15 protein-coding genes and 1 tRNA gene are annotated in these 16135 nt (G+C 67.3%); 11 read left to right on the top strand and 5 right to left on the bottom strand.

Annotated features, from left to right (window positions below):
• The first annotated feature begins 30 nt into the window (after nt 1-30).
• The 6 genes from FFI87_RS16560 to FFI87_RS16535 all read left to right on the top strand — a co-directional run bounded on the left by FFI87_RS16560 (nt 31) and on the right by FFI87_RS16535 (nt 4174).
• Nucleotides 31-106, top strand: a tRNA-Phe gene (locus tag FFI87_RS16560).
• Nucleotides 107-456: 350 nt separating this feature from the next.
• A complete protein-coding gene (gene queC / locus FFI87_RS16555; protein WP_138846965.1) occupies nt 457-1191 on the top strand; it encodes a 7-cyano-7-deazaguanine synthase QueC in 735 nt (244 codons plus the stop codon).
• A 74-nt stretch (nt 1192-1265) separates the two neighbouring features.
• Complete coding sequence (gene queE, locus FFI87_RS16550) at nt 1266-1898, top strand: 7-carboxy-7-deazaguanine synthase (protein ID WP_048244690.1); 633 nt, start codon at nt 1266-1268, stop codon at nt 1896-1898.
• 18 nt (nt 1899-1916) lie between these two features.
• Nucleotides 1917-2369 carry a 6-carboxytetrahydropterin synthase QueD gene (queD, locus tag FFI87_RS16545; protein ID WP_006755431.1) on the top strand — a complete coding sequence of 151 codons (453 nt, stop codon included), beginning with the start codon at nt 1917-1919 and terminating at the stop codon, nt 2367-2369.
• A gap of 246 nt (nt 2370-2615) precedes the next feature.
• Nucleotides 2616-3401, top strand: a complete 786-nt coding sequence (locus FFI87_RS16540) for an HpcH/HpaI aldolase family protein (RefSeq protein ID WP_012364996.1) — start codon at nt 2616-2618, stop codon at nt 3399-3401.
• The gene (locus FFI87_RS16535; protein ID WP_138846966.1) at nt 3398-4174 is read left to right on the top strand and encodes a tetratricopeptide repeat protein; all 777 of its coding nucleotides are present in this window, start codon (nt 3398-3400) and stop codon (nt 4172-4174) included. Before FFI87_RS16540 ends, FFI87_RS16535 begins: the two co-directional genes overlap by 4 nt.
• A 100-nt stretch (nt 4175-4274) precedes the next feature.
• Here the strand turns inward: FFI87_RS16535 and rodA are convergent, their stop codons facing one another.
• The 5 genes from rodA to FFI87_RS16510 all read right to left on the bottom strand — a co-directional run bounded on the left by rodA (nt 4275) and on the right by FFI87_RS16510 (nt 10583).
• Nucleotides 4275-5423 carry a rod shape-determining protein RodA gene (gene rodA / locus FFI87_RS16530; protein ID WP_012364994.1) on the bottom strand — a complete coding sequence of 383 codons (1149 nt, stop codon included), beginning with the start codon at nt 5421-5423 and terminating at the stop codon, nt 4275-4277.
• Nucleotides 5424-5434: 11 nt separating this feature from the next.
• Nucleotides 5435-7705: a penicillin-binding protein 2 gene (mrdA, locus tag FFI87_RS16525; RefSeq protein WP_012364993.1), complete on the bottom strand. Its 2271-nt coding sequence runs from the start codon at nt 7703-7705 to the stop codon at nt 5435-5437.
• Nucleotides 7706-7823: 118 nt separating this feature from the next.
• Complete coding sequence (gene mreD / locus FFI87_RS16520) at nt 7824-8336, bottom strand: rod shape-determining protein MreD (RefSeq protein ID WP_011658224.1); 513 nt, start codon at nt 8334-8336, stop codon at nt 7824-7826.
• Nucleotides 8333-9400 carry a rod shape-determining protein MreC gene (mreC, locus tag FFI87_RS16515; RefSeq protein ID WP_138846967.1) on the bottom strand — a complete coding sequence of 356 codons (1068 nt, stop codon included), beginning with the start codon at nt 9398-9400 and terminating at the stop codon, nt 8333-8335. The genes mreD and mreC overlap by 4 nt, the downstream gene beginning before the upstream one ends.
• 139 nt (nt 9401-9539) lie before the next feature.
• Nucleotides 9540-10583 carry a rod shape-determining protein gene (locus FFI87_RS16510; protein WP_004189550.1) on the bottom strand — a complete coding sequence of 348 codons (1044 nt, stop codon included), beginning with the start codon at nt 10581-10583 and terminating at the stop codon, nt 9540-9542.
• 367 nt (nt 10584-10950) lie between these two features.
• Here FFI87_RS16510 and gatC point away from each other — a divergent pair, with 367 nt between their 5' ends.
• The 5 genes from gatC (at nt 10951) to FFI87_RS16485 (ending at nt 16074) form a co-directional block, all read left to right on the top strand.
• Nucleotides 10951-11250: an Asp-tRNA(Asn)/Glu-tRNA(Gln) amidotransferase subunit GatC gene (gene gatC, locus FFI87_RS16505; RefSeq protein ID WP_138846968.1), complete on the top strand. Its 300-nt coding sequence runs from the start codon at nt 10951-10953 to the stop codon at nt 11248-11250.
• A gap of 66 nt (nt 11251-11316) precedes the next feature.
• The gene (gene gatA / locus FFI87_RS16500) at nt 11317-12807 is read left to right on the top strand and encodes an Asp-tRNA(Asn)/Glu-tRNA(Gln) amidotransferase subunit GatA (RefSeq protein WP_012364991.1); all 1491 of its coding nucleotides are present in this window, start codon (nt 11317-11319) and stop codon (nt 12805-12807) included.
• A 4-nt stretch (nt 12808-12811) separates the two neighbouring features.
• On the top strand, nt 12812-14284 hold the full coding sequence (gatB, locus tag FFI87_RS16495) for an Asp-tRNA(Asn)/Glu-tRNA(Gln) amidotransferase subunit GatB (RefSeq protein WP_012364990.1): 1473 nt from the start codon (nt 12812-12814) through the stop codon (nt 14282-14284).
• A gap of 126 nt (nt 14285-14410) precedes the next feature.
• Nucleotides 14411-15250: a polyphosphate kinase 2 family protein gene (locus FFI87_RS16490; protein WP_012364989.1), complete on the top strand. Its 840-nt coding sequence runs from the start codon at nt 14411-14413 to the stop codon at nt 15248-15250.
• A 50-nt stretch (nt 15251-15300) separates the two neighbouring features.
• The gene (locus FFI87_RS16485; RefSeq protein ID WP_011658219.1) at nt 15301-16074 is read left to right on the top strand and encodes an exodeoxyribonuclease III; all 774 of its coding nucleotides are present in this window, start codon (nt 15301-15303) and stop codon (nt 16072-16074) included.
• Nucleotides 16075-16135 lie beyond the last annotated feature (61 nt).

The following is a 16135-nucleotide window of genomic DNA, read 5'->3' as shown; positions in this document are numbered from 1 at the left end:
CAGGGCTGGATATACTTTGCCTTCTTCGTTGGCCCGGTAGCTCAGTTGGTAGAGCAGCGGATTGAAAATCCGCGTGTCGATGGTTCGATTCCGTCCCAGGCCACCAGCAGTTCCAACCCCAAGAATCGGAAGGTTCTTGGGGTTTTTCGTTTGTGGTGGGTTTGCGCGGCATCGGTGGTGCGGCCGGCAGTATTCGCCGGAGCGTGATAAAATCCGTGCCCGCTCAATGACTTAGCGCATCGCTTCATGCGCACGGCAGCGCTGCCCGCAGGCGCCGCCGTGACGCGCGGCACCGATGCCGCGCGATGGGCGGTATAAGCGCTCCGCCGCATTCGCGCCCAACCGCGCTGCCTATACTGGTCGAGCCGGCGCGCGTCGGCACGTGTCGGGCCGCCCGGCGGCAGCCGGCCCCGGGGCGCAGCGCGACGCGAGCCTATACATTCACGGAGTATCACGGTGATTCGGACAGACGCTAAAGACGGCGCGCTCGTGCTGTTTTCCGGCGGGCAGGACTCGGCCACGTGCGTGGCCTGGGCCCTGGAACGCTATCAGACGGTCGAGACGCTCGGCTTCGATTACGGCCAGCGCCACCGCGTCGAACTCGAATGTCGCGAAGGCGTGCGCGACGCGCTGAAGCATCGGTTTCCCGCCTGGGCCGGCCGCCTCGGCGACGATCACATGATCGACCTGTCGGTGCTCGGCGCGATCAGCGATACCGCGATGACGCGCACGATCGAGATCGAGACCACCGCGAATGGCTTGCCGAACACGTTCGTGCCGGGCCGCAACCTGCTGTTCATGACGATCGCGGCCGCGATTGCCTATCGCCGCGGGCTGCGCGTGCTGGTCGGCGGGATGTGCGAGACCGATTTCTCGGGCTACCCGGACTGCCGCGACGACACGATGAAGGCGCTGCAGGTCGCGCTGAACCTCGGGATGGACACGCGCATCGTGCTCGAGACGCCGCTGATGTGGCTCGACAAGGCGCAGACCTGGCAGCTCGCCGAACTACTCGGCGGCGACGCGCTCGTCGAGCTGATCCGCGTCGAGACGCACACGTGCTACGTGGGCGAGCGCGCGGAACTGCACGACTGGGGCTTCGGCTGCGGCGAATGTCCGGCCTGCAAGCTGCGCAAGCGCGGCTACGAGGCCTACCTGAAGGGCGAGCGGGTGACCGAAGCGCCGCTGTGACGCGGTGCGCCGGCGGCGCTTGATGAATAACGGATTCTGATCGACAACGGGCGGCGCGAGCCGGACGAAGCACGATGACTTACGCGGTCAAGGAAATTTTCTACACGTTGCAGGGCGAGGGCGCGAACGCGGGCCGTCCGGCCGTGTTCTGCCGGTTCGCCGGCTGCAATTTGTGGTCGGGCCGCGAAGAGGATCGTGCGGAGGCCGTGTGCCGCTTCTGCGATACGGACTTCGTCGGCACCGACGGCGAGAACGGCGGCAAGTTCAAGGACGCCGAAGCACTCGTCGCGACGATCGCCGGCCTCTGGCCGGACGGCGAAGCGCATCGCTTCGTCGTCTGCACGGGCGGCGAGCCGATGCTGCAGCTCGACCAGCCGCTCGTCGACGCGCTGCACGCGGCCGGCTTCGAGATCGCGATCGAGACCAACGGCTCGCTGCCGGTGCTCGAATCGATCGACTGGATCTGCGTGAGCCCGAAGGCCGACGCGCCGCTCGTCGTCACGAAGGGCAACGAACTGAAGGTCGTGATCCCGCAGGACAACCAGCGGCTTGCCGACTACGCGAAGCTCGATTTCGAGTATTTTCTCGTGCAGCCGATGGACGGCCCGTCGCGCGATCTCAACACGAAGCTCGCGATCGACTGGTGCAAGCGGCATCCGCAGTGGCGGCTGTCGATGCAGACCCACAAATACCTGAACATTCCCTGAGCCACGGCCTTTGACATCGTGCTGATTACTCGAAAACTCGAATTCGACGCGGGCCACCGCATTCCCGATCACCGCAGCCAGTGCCGGAACCTGCACGGCCATCGCTACGTGCTCGAAGTCACGCTGCGCGGCGATCTCGTCGATACCGAGGGGGCGCCGGACCGCGGCATGGTGATGGATTTCGCCGACGTGAAGGCGCTCGCGGTCGAGCACCTCGTCAACAAGTGGGATCACGCGTTCCTGGTCTACGCGCGCGACGAAGTCGTGCGCTCGTTCCTCGAGCAGATGGCCGACCACAAGACGGTCGTGCTCGACCGGATCCCGACGGTCGAGAACCTCGCGGCGATCGCGTTCGACATCCTCGCGAACGTGTACGACGCGCACTACGGCGTGAACCTGCGGCTGGAGCGCGTGCGCCTGTACGAAACGCCGAACTGCTGGGCCGACGTCGAGCGCGATCCCGCCCGCTGACGCGGCATTACCCGCCCGAGCGTGCGCTCGGCGGCCGGCCGCCGGTCACCCAGCAGGTCACCTGAAGCCGGTCGCGCGCCACGGTGCCCGATCGCGCCCGCTGCGCCTGTCTCCCCACATTTCGCCCGACGGCGCGCTATGATCGTTGCGTGGCGCAGCCTGCGCGCCCGCGATCGGGCTGCTGCCGTCCGGCCGTCCCCCGTTGCCTGTTCCGTTCGATTGCCTGTCCGTCAGGAGGCCGTATCGATGAGCACGCTCACCAATTCCCTCAAACAACGTCTGCACGACGGCGACGAGCCGCTGTACGGCCTGTGGCTGTCGCTCGGCTGCGATTCGGCGGCTGAAGCGCTCGCGCACGCCGGCTACGACTGGCTCTGCATCGACATGGAGCACGCGCCGAACGACAGCCGGGACGTCGCGTCGCAACTGCGCGCGCTGGCCGCCGCGCACCTGCCGAGCGAGCCTGTCGTGCGCGTGCCGGGGCGCGAGCCGTGGCTCGTGAAGCGCGCGCTCGACGCCGGCGCGCGCACGCTGATGTTCCCGTGCATCGAGACGGCCGACGAGGCCGCGCACGCGGTGCGGCTCACGCGCTTTCCGTCGCCGGATGCCCCGGACGGGCTGCGCGGCGTGGCCGGCATGGTGCGCGCGGCGGCGTTCGGCATGCGCCGCGATTACCTGCAGACGGCGAACGCCCAGATCGCGGTGATCGTGCAGATCGAATCGGCGCGCGGCATCGACGAAGTCGAACGGATCGCCGCGACGCCGGGCGTCGACTGCCTGTATGTCGGCCCGGCCGATCTGGCGGCGAGCCTCGGGCATCTCGGCGACAGCCGCCACCCGGATGTCGAGACCGCGATGGCACGCGTGCTCGCGGCCGGCAAGCAGGCCGGCGTCGCGGTCGGCATCTTCGCGAGCGATACGGCCATCGCGCGCCAGTATCGCGAGGCCGGCTACCGGATGATCACGCTGTCGGCCGACGTGACCTGGCTGCTGCGCGCGACGCGCCAGGCGCTGCAGGAGGTGCGGTCATGAACGACGACGACGGCGCGGGGACGAGACGCGCGCGGCGCACGACCGGTGTACGTGGGCGGATCGGCGCGATGCTCGGGCTGTGGGTCGTGAGCATCGCGGCGTCGGCGCAGAATGCGCCGCACGCGAAACCGGATCCGGCACACGAGACGCAAGCGGCGGTGGCCGCCTACAACGCCGGCGACTATCGCGCGGCGCTGGTGCAGTTCCACGACGCAGCCGAACGCGGCGACCGGCTCGCGCAGTTCAACTACGCGATGATGCTGCTCACCGGCGTCGGCGTGACCGCGAAGGTCGACGAAGGGCTGCGCTGGCTGAAGCGGGCGGCCGACGCGAACATGTCTCATGCGCAGTACGTGTACGGACGGATGTTCGACGACGGCGAATTCGTCGCGCGCAATCCGGCCGAAGCGCACCGCTGGTTCCTGCGCGCGGCGAAGCAGGGGCACGTGCAGGCCGCGCTGTCGCTCGCGAACCAGTTCCTCGACGGGCGCGGCACGCCGCGCGACAACCGGCAGGCGTTCGCGTGGTACAAGCAGGCGGCCGACGCGGGCGAGCCGACCGCGCAGTACGTGACCGCGTCGTTCTACGAGCGCGGCGGCGACGGCGTCACGCAGAACCTGAACATCGCGCGCGCGTACTATGCGGCCGCGGCCGCGCAGGGCGACGAGACGGCCGAGCTGAAATTCAAGGAGCTGAGCGCGCGACTGAAGACGCAGGAGCCGGCATCGGGCGCCGGTGCGGACCACACGAGCCCGCGCGCGACGCCGCAATGACGGCGGCCGGCTGAATTCGGCCTGCCCAACGAAAAAACGGCGCCCGCGGCGCCGTTTTCCTTTGCTGCGACTGCTTGCAGCCGCGTGCCGCGCCGCAGCGTCAGCTCTTCATCAGCCGCCGCTGTCGCCCGACGCTCATGATCATCCCGATCGCGACGCCGAGCGTTGCCAGCGCGGTGCCGCCATAGCTCATGAACGGCAACGGCACGCCGACGACGGGCAGCACGCCGCTCACCATCCCGATGTTGACGAACGCGTAGACGAAGAACGCGAGCGTCAGCGAGCCCGCGAGCAGCCGGCCGAACAGCGTCGCGCCCTGCGCGGCGATGTAGAGCCCGCGCGCGATCAGCGCCATGTACAGCGTCAGCAGCACGAGGCCGCCGGCGAGCCCCCATTCTTCCGAGAACACCGCGAAGATGAAGTCGGTGTGCTTCTCCGGAATGAATTCGAGGTGGGCCTGCGTGCCCTTCAGGTAGCCCTTGCCGAGTGCGCCGCCCGAGCCGATCGCGATCACGGCCTGGATCGTGTGGAAGCCCTTGCCGAGCGGGTCGGAGGTCGGGTCGAGCAGCGTGCACACGCGGTGCTTCTGGTAGTCGTGCATCAGCGGCCACTGCACTTCGGGCTGGCAGATGCGATCCTCGAACACGGCGATCGAGCCGACCGCGATCACGCCCGCGACCAGCACCGGCACGATCAGCTTGAACGACAGGCCGGCGAGGTAGATCACGAAGAAGCCGGCCGCGAACACGAGCAGGCCGGTGCCGAGGTCGGGCTGCTTCGCGATCAGGCCGACCGGCACGAGCAGGATCCCGAACGCGACGACGAAGTCGTACCAGCGCAGCCCGCCTTCGCGGCGCTGGTAGTACCACGCGAGCATCAGCGGTGTCGCGATCTTGAGGATTTCCGACGGCTGGATCACGACGCCGACGTTCAGCCAGCGCTTCGCGCCTTTCTTGGTCATCCCGAACAGTGCGACCGCGACCAGCAGCGCGACCCCGAACGTGTATAGCGGAACCGCGAAGCGCATCAGCGTCGTCGGCGGGATGTTGGCGATCACCCACATCAGCACGAACGTCAGCAGGATGTTGCGCAATTGGTCCTCGACGCGGCCCGGCATGTCGATCGCCGCGCTGTACAGCGTGACGATGCCGACGCACAGCAGCAGGAACACGATGAGGGCGAGCGGGCGGTCGAAACCCGCGAACATCTGCTTGATCTTGTCGAGCCAGGCGCGCTTGTCGAATTGCATGCCTTTCTCCGTTAATGAGCGGTGCCGGCGTTCACCGCTTTCGCGGGGGCCGAGGCACGGAAGTTGTCGTCGCGCGGCGCGGTGGCGACTGGCTGTGCGCCGCTCGCGGGCCGGTGCGGCCGGTGCGGGCGCCGGATCGGCGGCAGGCTCGCGGCCATCGGCGCCGCGGCGCTCGCGTCGGACGGCTGCGCCGCGCTCGACGCGTCGGGCGCCGACGCGGCGTCTGCCGCACTCGCCGCACTCGCCGCGGTCGGCACGACCGGCTGCGGCAGCGCGGTGAAGCCGGCCGCGACGGCGGCGGGCTTCGATGCGTCGCCGACCACGGGCGCGCTCACCGGCTCGGTCGCCGACGCGGCGGCGGCCACGGCCGCGGCCTCGTTCTTCGGGTTCTGACGTTCGACGAGGTAGTAGTCGAGCACGCGGCGCGCGATCGGGCCTGCGGCCTGCGCACCCCAGCCGCCGTTCTCGACGACCAGCGCGACGGCGATCTGCGGATGGTCGACCGGCGCGTACGCGATGAACAGCGCGTGGTCGCGCAGGTGCTCGGCGAGCAGGTGGCCCTTGTAGTTCGAACCCTGCAGCGAGAACACCTGCGCGGTACCGGTCTTGCCGGCCGCGAGGTACGACGCGCCGCGGAACACCTTGTACGCGGTGCCGGACGGATTCTCGATCACGTTTTCCATCCCGCGCTTCACGACGTCGATGTCGCCCTGCTTGAGCGGGATCACGTCGCTTTCCTTCGGCACGGTCAGGTGGCGCGCCCGCGAGATCGGATCCTCGACTTCCTTCACGAGGTGAGGCTTCATCACGACGCCGTTGTTCGCGAGCGTCGCGGTGGCATGCGCGAGCTGCAGGATCGTGTACGAGTTGTAGCCCTGGCCGATCCCGAGGCTGATCGTCTCGCCGTCGAACCACTTCTGCTGCGCGGCCTTCTTGAACGCCTTCTTCTTCCAGTCGGTCGACGGCAGGATCCCGCGCGCCTCGCCCTGGATGTCGATGCCGGTGATCTGGCCGAAACCGAACGGCTTCATGAAGTTCGCGATCGCGTTCACGCCGAGGTCGCGCGCGAGCATGTAGAAGTAGGTGTCGTTCGACACCATGATCGCCTTGTTCATGTCGACCCAGCCCTGGCCCGAGCGCACGTCGTTGCGGAACGTGTGGCCGCCGAACGTGAAGTAGCCGGGATCCTGGAAGCCCCAGCCCGGCGTGCGCTTGCCGAGCGTCAGGCCGGCCAGCGCCATGAACGGCTTGTACGTCGAGCCGGGCGGGTAGGTGCCGTGCAGCGGCCGGTTCAGCAGCGGCTTGTCGGGCGAGTTGTTCAGCTCGTCCCAGGTCTGCTGGTCGATGCCGTCGACGAACGAGTTCGGGTCGAAGCTCGGCGACGACACGAACGCGAGCACGTCGCCCGTCTTCGGCTCGATCGCGACGAGCGCGCCGCGCTTGCCGGCGAACGCCTGCTCGGCGACCTGCTGCAACCCGATGTCGAGCGACAGCACCAGGTTGTTGCCGGGCGTCGCCTGCGTGCGCGACAGCGTGCGCACGGGCCGGCCGCCGGCCGTCACCTCGACTTCCTCGAAGCCCGTGAGGCCATGCAGGTCGGCTTCGTAGCTCTGCTCGACGCCGATCTTGCCGATGTAGTCGGTGCCCTTGTAGTTGTTCGCGTCGCGACGCGGATCGTAATGTTCCTGATCGCTGTCGTTCTCGTCGCTCATCGCATCGATGCGATCCTGGTCGCGCTTCGAGATCCGGCCGATGTAGCCGATCACGTGCGCGGCCGTCATGCCGAGCGGGTACTGCCGGAACAGCCGCGCGCGCACGTCGACGCCGGGGAAGCGAAAGCGCTGCGCGGTGAAGCGCGCGACTTCCGCGTCGGTGAGGCGCGTGCGGATCGGCAGGCTCTCGAAGTTCTTCGAGTCTTCCTGCAGCTTCTTGAAGCGGCGGCGGTCGCGCGCGTCGATCGGGATGATCTCGGACAGCTTGTCGATCGTGTTGTCGAGCGTGTCGTCGAGCTTCGACGGCGTGATCTCGAGCGTATACGCCGAATAGTTCTTCGCGAGGACCACGCCGTTGCGGTCGGTGATGATCCCGCGGTTCGGCACGATCGGCGCGACCGAGATGCGGTTTTCCTCGGCCTGCAGCGCGTATTTGCCGTGCTGCATCAGCTGCAGGTAGAAGAAGCGGCTCGCGAGCAGCCCGAAGCAGACGAACACGAACACGCCCGCCGCCGCGACGCGCAGGCGGAACTTCGAGAGCTGCTGTTGGGTGTCGTTGAATTCGGTCATGCGGTTACGGTCGGTCTTGCCTGTGCACGGCGAGCGCGCGTGGGCGAGGGGCCGCCCCGGAGCGCGGCGCGCGGCGGGCGTGGGGGCGGCGCGTGTTCAAGGTCGGTTCCGGTGCGGCTCAGATGGGGCGCGTATCGTCCGGGTCGACCGGGCGGCGTTGCGGCATCAGCAGCAGGTGGCTCGCGATCGGCCACAGCGCGGCCTCGACGAAGCCGTCCACCAGATAGCGCCAGCCGGGAAACGCGGCGCCCATCATCAGGCGGATCACGAACGGCACCAGCTGCGCGGCGACGAGCAGCGGCGTGACATACAGCACCTGCACGCCGATCGGCATCCACAGCACGCGGCGGTGGATCGTGATCGCGCCGTACGACAGCAGCGTATAGGCGAGCGCATGCTCGCCGAGCAGCCCCGCGTCGTGCACGTCCATCAGGATGCCGAGTACGAACGCGACGCCCATCCCGACCTTGCGCGGCTGGTGGATGTTCCAGAACAGCAGCACGAGCGCGACGAAATCGGGCACGCCGGGCAGGCGGCCCCACGGCATCAGGTTCAGCAGGAACGCGGCGGCGAGGCTGAAGACGATGAAGTACGGGTTGACCGGCTGCAGGATGTATTGCGGACGGTTCATCGCGGGGCTCCTGGTTGCCCGGCCGCGGGCTTCGCGGGCGCGGCAGCGGGCTGGGCCGGCGCGGCGGGCGCCGCCGGCGCGGGTTTCGCGCCGGGTGCGGCCGCAGCGGCCGGCTTCGCGTTCGCGTCGGCCTTCTCGGCCTTCTCCGCTTTCGCGGCGGCCTTCGCGCCCTTCTTGCCCTTCGCGTTCTTGTCGGCGGCCGGCTCGGGCTCCGCCGGACGCGGCGGGACGTCGTTCTGGTAATGCAGCACGAGCATCTGGCGCGCGCCGCGCACGGCGGCGACCGGTGCGCAGGTCACGCGGGCGAACGCGGTATCGGCGAGCTTGTCGACGTGCACGACCTTCGCGACCGGCAGGCCCGGCGGATAGACGCCGTCGAGGCCGCTCGTGACGAGCTCGTCGCCCGCGACGAGGTCCGAGCTCGTCGGCACGAAGCGCAGATCGAGCGAATCGCCCTTCGGCGTGCCGTAGATCACGCTGCGCAGGCCGGTGCGCAGCACCTGCACGGGAATCGCGAGATCGCGGTCGGTGATCAGCGTGACTTCGGCCTGCAGCGGGAACACGCGCGTGATCTGGCCGACCACGCCGTCTTCACTGACGACCGGCGAGCCGTCCTGGATGCCTTGCTGCGAACCCTGGCCGATCACGATCTTCTGCGTGAACGGGTCGCTCGTGTCGTACTGGATCTCGACCGGGGTCGACTGCGTCGCGATGTGCTGGCGCAGTTCGAGCACCGCGCGCAGATGCATGTTTTCCTGCGCGAGCACGGCGGCCTGGTTGGCTTGCGTGGACAGTTGCAGGTTGCGCTTGCGCAGCGCGTCGTTGTCGTGGCGCAGCGACGCGCCCGTGACGGCGATGTCGGCCGCGCCCATGAACAGGTCGCGCGGCACGAGCGCCGCGCGCTGCAGCGGGTACAGCACGGTGCCGAGCACGCCGCGCACGATTTCGAGCGTGCTGAAGCGCGCGTCCGACACGAGGAGCGCGATGGCGAGGGCGACGAAGAAGATGAGCCGCGCGAGCGCGGGCGGACCTTGCTTGAAGAGGGGCGGCGGACTGTATTCCATGGTCGGCGCCGGGCGCGTGGTGATCGGTTAAATAATGCTCAGACGCGCAAACGGCGTGGCGGTTCGTTCTGAACGAGCGATCCGGCCACGCCGCGGGTGCGTCATATCAAACGGGACTGCTTAGGCGATCACTCGGCGATCACTCGTACGAGAAGATGCTGCCCAGCTTGTCCATGCGCTCGAGCGCCATGCCCGAGCCGCGCACGACGCAGGTGAGCGGGTCTTCGGCGACGAGCACCGGCAGGCCGGTTTCTTCCGCGAGCAGGCGATCGAGATCGCGCAGCAGCGCGCCGCCGCCCGTCAGCATCATCCCGCGCTCGGCGATGTCGGCGCCGAGTTCCGGCGGCGTCTGCTCGAGGGCGATCTTCACCGACGACACGATCTGGTTCAGCGGATCGGTCAGCGCTTCGAGGATTTCGTTGCTCGAGATCGTGAAGCTGCGCGGAATGCCTTCCGACAGGTTGCGGCCCTTCACTTCCATTTCCTTGACTTCGGAGCCCGGGAACGCGGAGCCGATTTCCTTCTTGATCGCCTCGGCGGTCTGCTCGCCGATCAGCATCCCGTAATTGCGGCGGATGTAGTTGACGATCGCTTCGTCGAACTTGTCGCCGCCGACTCGCACCGAGCCCTTGTACACGATGCCGCCGAGCGAGATCACGCCGACTTCGGTCGTGCCGCCGCCGATGTCGACGACCATCGAGCCCGTGGCTTCCGACACCGGCAGGCCCGCGCCGATCGCGGCGGCCATCGGCTCCTCGATCAGGTAGACCTGCGATGCGCCGGCGCCGTGCGCCGCTTCCTTGATCGCGCGGCGCTCGACCTGGGTCGAGCCGCACGGCACGCAGATGATGATGCGCGGCGACGGCGAGAACATGCGCGACTCGTGCGCCGTCTTGATGAACTGCTTGATCATCTGCTCGGTGACGGTGAAGTCGGCGATCACGCCGTCCTTCATCGGGCGGATCGCCTCGATGTTGCCCGGCACCTTGCCGAGCATCTGCTTGGCTTCCTTGCCGACCGCCTGGATCGTCTTCTTGCCGTTGGGGCCGCCTTCCTGGCGAATCGACACGACGGAGGGCTCATCGAGCACGATGCCCTTGCCGCGCATGTAGATCAGGGTGTTTGCGGTGCCGAGGTCGATCGCGAGATCGTTGGAGAAGTAGCTGCGCAAAAAACCGAACATTCAGAATCCTGTTTCGCTCTGGGCCGGCCCTGCATAGCGAGCGCTGAGGGCGGCAGCGGAAAAAATAACAGCCTCGGGAAGCGTGGCGGAAGCGGCCGCCGCGGCGCACGAAGCTGCGAGTGATGTCTACCGGGGATCGCACGAAGCACGCACGGCTTGCCGAAACGAGGCGAAACGGTGCGGGAAAAGGCTGCCGGGTTTGGGTCGAACGCGTAATGATACCTTATAATTTCACGGTATTTGAATCGAAACGGGCGGTATTTTTGCCGCTTCGGCCCCGATTTTTGAGGGTGGGATCGCACCCTCCAACCCCCCGCCGCAGCGCTGCCTTTGATGCGCTGGGCAGTCTTGTTTTTCCGGTGATCGCATGGCCCTGACCCTGACCGATGTGAAACGCATCGCGCACCTGGCGCGACTCGAAATGGCCGACGCCGACGCCGAGCACATGCTCGGCCAGCTCAATGAATTCTTCGGCCTCGTCGAACAGATGCAGGCGGTCGACACCGCCGGCATCGCGCCGCTCGCCCACCCGATCGAACAGATCCAGGAAGTCGCGCAGCGCCTGCGCGAGGACGCCGTGACGGAAGTCGTCAATCGCGACGACAACCAGCGTCCGGCGCCGGCCGTCCAGGACGGCCTCTACCTCGTGCCGAAGGTGATCGAGTAAGCATTCGATGACAAGCGCGCCGGCGCCGCGCCGCGCGCCACCCAGAATTCCCAGGAAAACCACTCAATGCACGCAAAAAGCCTGACCGAACTGCGCGCCGCGCTCGCCGCCAAGGAATGCTCGGCCGTCGAGCTCGCGCAGCTCTACCTGAAACGGATCGACGCGGCACGCGACCTGAACGCGTTCGTCCACGTCGACGCCGACCTCACCCTTGCGCAGGCGAAGGCCGCCGACGCCGAACTCGCGCGCGGCGCGGGCGGCGCGCTGACCGGCCTGCCGATCGCGCACAAGGACGTGTTCGTCACGCGCGGCTGGCGCTCGACCGCCGGCTCGAAGATGCTCGCGAACTACGAGAGCCCGTTCGACGCGACCGTCGTCGCCCGCCTGCAGGCGGCCGGCATGGTCACGCTCGGCAAGACCAACATGGACGAGTTCGCGATGGGCTCGTCGAACGAGAACTCCGCGTTCGGCGCGGTGAAGAACCCGTGGGATACCAACGCGGTGCCGGGCGGCAGCTCGGGCGGCAGCTCGGCCGCCGTCGCCGCGCGCCTCGCGCCGGCCGCGACCGGCACCGACACCGGCGGCTCGATCCGCCAGCCCGCGTCGTTCGCGGGCGTGACGGGCATCAAGCCGACCTACGGCCGCGTGTCGCGCTACGGGATGATCGCGTTCGCGTCGTCGCTCGACCAGGGCGGCCCGATGGCGCAGAGCGCGTCCGACTGCGCGCTGCTGCTGAACGCGATGTCCGGCTTCGACGAGCGCGACTCGACGAGCCTCGAGCGTGAAGACGAGGATTTCACGCGCCACCTCGGCCAGCCGTGGGCGGCCGGCAACGACGCGGGCAAGCCGCTTGCCGGGCTGCGCATCGGTCTGCCGAACGAGTATTTCGGCGACGGCCTCGCCGACGACGTGCGTGCGTCGATCGACGCGGCGCTTAAAGCATACGAGGCGCTCGGAGCGACGCTCGTGCCGGTGTCGCTGCCGAAAACCGAACTGTCGATTCCCGTGTACTACGTGATCGCGCCGGCCGAGGCGTCGTCGAACCTGTCGCGTTTCGACGGCGTACGCTTCGGCCACCGCGCCGCGCAGTACGGCGACCTGCTCGACATGTACAAGAAGTCGCGCGCCGAAGGCTTCGGCCCCGAGGTGAAGCGCCGGATTCTCGTCGGCGCCTACGTGCTGTCGCACGGCTACTACGACGCGTACTACCTGCAGGCGCAGAAGATCCGCCGCATCATCGCGCAGGATTTCCAGGAAGCGTTCAAGTCCTGCGACGTGATCATGGGCCCGGCGTCGCCGACGGTCGCATGGGATCTCGGCGCGAAGGGCGACGATCCGGTGCAGATGTATCTCGCGGATATCTACACGCTGTCGGTGAGCCTCGCGGGCCTGCCCGGCATGAGCGTGCCGTGCGGCTTCGGCGCGGGCGCGAACGCGAAACGCCCGGTCGGTCTGCAGATCATCGGCAACTATTTCAACGAAGCCCGGATGCTGCAGGTCGCCGACGCGTTCCAGCGCGCGACCGACTGGCACAAGCAAGTTCCGGCGGGAGTGTAAGCACATGACTCAATGGGAAGTCGTCATCGGTCTCGAGACGCACGCGCAACTGTCGACCGTCTCGAAGATTTTCTCCGGCGCACCGACTCAGTTCGGCGCCGAGCCGAACACGCAGGCGTGCCCGGTCGACCTGGCGCTGCCGGGCGTGCTGCCGGTGCTGAACCGCGGCGCGGTCGAGCGGGCGATCCGCTTCGGCCTCGCGATCGGCTCGACCATCGCGCCGCGCAGCATCTTCGCGCGCAAGAATTATTTCTACCCCGATCTGCCGAAGGGCTATCAGATCAGCCAGTACGAGATTCCGGTCGTGCAGGGCGGCCAGATCACGATCCAGGTGCCCGCCAACGAAAAGGCCGGCAAGCCGGCGTACGAGAAGACGGTCAACCTGACCCGCGCGCACCTCGAGGAAGATGCGGGCAAGTCACTGCATGAAGACTTCGCCGGCATGACCGGGATCGACCTGAACCGCGCGGGCACGCCGCTGCTCGAGATCGTCACCGAGCCGGAAATGCGCAGCGCGGCCGAGGCCGTGGCCTATGCGAAGTCGCTGCACGCGCTCGTCGTGTGGCTCGGCATCTGCGACGGCAATATGCAGGAAGGCTCGTTCCGCTGCGACGCGAACGTGTCGGTGCGGCCGGTCGGCCAGGAAAAGTTCGGCACGCGCGCGGAAATCAAGAACCTGAACTCGTTCCGGTTCCTTGAAGAAGCGATCAACTACGAAGTGCGTCGCCAGATCGAGCTGATCGAGGACGGCGGCGAAGTCGTGCAGGAAACGCGCCTCTACGATCCGGACAAGCGCGAAACGCGCTCGATGCGCAGCAAGGAAGACGCGCACGACTACCGCTACTTCCCCGACCCCGACCTGATGCCGCTCGTGATCGGCCAGGACTGGATCGAGCGCGTGCAGGCCGGGATGCCCGAACTGCCGGCCGCGATGCAGCAGCGCTTCGTCGAGCAATATGGCGTGTCCGCGTACGACGCCGGCGTGCTGACGTCGAGCAAGGCGATGGCCGCGTACTTCGAGGCCGTGGTCGCGAAGGCCGGCGCCGCGAACGCGAAGATCGCCGCGAACTGGCTGATGGGCGACGTGTCGTCGCAGCTGAACCGCGACGGCATCGAGATCGACGCGATTCCGGTGTCGGCGGCGCAGCTCGCGCTGGTGCTGCAGCGCATCGCCGACGGCACGATCTCGAACAAGATCGCGAAGGAAATCTTCTCGGCGATCTGGGACGAGAAGGCGACCGACGAAGCCGCGGCCGACCGCATCATCGACGCGAAGGGCCTGAAGCAGATCTCCGACACCGGCGCGCTGGAAGCGATCATCGACGAGGTGCTCGCCGCGAACGCGAAGTCGGTCGAGGAATTCCGCGCGGGCAAGGAAAAGGCGTTCAATGCGCTGATCGGCCAGGCGATGAAGGCGACCAAGGGCAAGGCCAATCCGCAGCAGGTCAACGAACTGCTGAAGAAGAAGCTCGGCTGAACATGGCCGCGCGCCTGAACCGCGCCTGACGACGGGCCGCCGCCGAACCTGTTCGGGGCGGCCCGTCGCTTTGGTGCATGCGTTATCGTGTGAGCGTGTGCATCGCACCGTCCAACGGAGGAACGAATGGCGAAACAACCGTCGCTCGACGATTTCCGCGTGCCGTACAGCACGCGTGACAAGGAAGCTGCCGCATTCAGGCTCGATGCATTCGATCCGGCCGCGAAGCCGTTCTCGTCGGGCTCGAAGGATGCCGATCGCGAACGGCTCAGCGCCGTGTCGACGGAGCTCGACGTGCAGCAGGAGCGCCTGCACACGCAGCAGAAGAAGCGCGTGCTGCTCGTGCTGCAGGGGATGGACACCAGCGGCAAGGACGGCACCGTGCGCGCGGTGTTTCGCGACGTCGATCCGCTCGGCCTGCGCATCGTGCCGTTCAAGGCGCCGACGCCGATCGAGGCCGCGCACGACTTCCTGTGGCGTGTGCACGCGCAGGCGCCGGCCGCGGGCGAACTCGCGATCTTCAACCGCAGCCACTACGAGGACGTCCTCGTGCCGCGCGTGCTCCAGCTCATCAGTGACAAGGAATGCGAGCGCCGCTACCGGCAGATCTGCGATTTCGAGACGATGCTCGCGGAGAACGGCACGACGATCGTCAAGTGCTTCCTGCACATCTCGAAGGACGAGCAGCGCGAGCGGCTGCAGGCGCGCATCGACGATCCGACCAAGCACTGGAAGTTCGACATCGCCGATCTCGACGCGCGCAAGCACTGGGATGCCTACCAGTCGGCGTACCGCGACGCACTCGCCGCAACCTCGGCCGAGCATGCGCCGTGGTACGTGATCCCGGCGAACTCCAAAACCCATCGCAACGTGATGATCGCCGAGCTGCTGCTGCGCACGATGACCGACATGAAGCTCGAATTCCCGCCGCCGAAGCCGGAGCTCGAAGGCGTGAAGATCCGCTAGGCTGCGAACCTGTCAAACACATCGAACTGAACTGAACAACGGAACCCGACATGATGCGAGTGATTACCGCCAACCTGAACGGCATCCGCTCCGCCGCGAAGAAGGGCTTTTTCGAATGGCTCGGCGAACAGAACGCCGACTGCGTGTGCGTGCAGGAAATCAAGGTATCGGCCGACGACCTGCCGGCCGACTTCGTCGAGCCGCATGGCCTGAGGAGCTATTTCCACCACGCCGAGAAGAAGGGCTACAGCGGCGCGGGCATGTACAGCCGCCACGAGCCCGATGACGTGATCATCGGCTTCGGCAGCAGCGAATTCGATCCCGAGGGGCGCTACGTCGAGGCGCGCTACGGCAAGCTGTCGGTCGTGTCGGTGTACGTGCCGTCCGGCTCGAGCGGCGAAGAGCGTCAGCAGGCGAAGTACCGCTTCATGGACGAGTTCATGCCGCATCTCGCCGAGCTGAAGAGCAAGCGCGAGGTGATCCTGTGCGGCGACGTGAACATCGTCCACAAGGAAATCGACATCAAGAACTGGAAGAGCAACCAGAAGAACTCGGGCTGCCTGCCGGAAGAGCGCGCGTGGCTCACGCAGCTGTTCGACGATGTCGGCTATGTCGACGTATTCCGCACGCTCGACCCGCGCCCCGAGCAGTACACGTGGTGGAGCAACCGCGGCCAGGCGTACGCGAAGAACGTCGGGTGGCGGATCGATTACCAGATCGCGACGCCGGGCGTGGCCGGCACCGCGAAGCGCACGTCGATCTTCAAGGACATCAAGTTCAGCGATCACGCGCCGCTGACGGTCGATTACGACTACAAGAAGTGATCGTCGGCGCTACGCGCTACGCGTAGCGGCCGGGCCGACCGGTTGCCGGATGCAAAACGGG

Origin of the sequence: Burkholderia sp. KBS0801 (assembly GCF_005937855.2) — a bacterium.
Classification (GTDB): Bacteria; Pseudomonadota; Gammaproteobacteria; order Burkholderiales; family Burkholderiaceae; genus Burkholderia; species Burkholderia ambifaria.
This window is presented reverse-complemented; position numbering and strand designations above follow the sequence as displayed.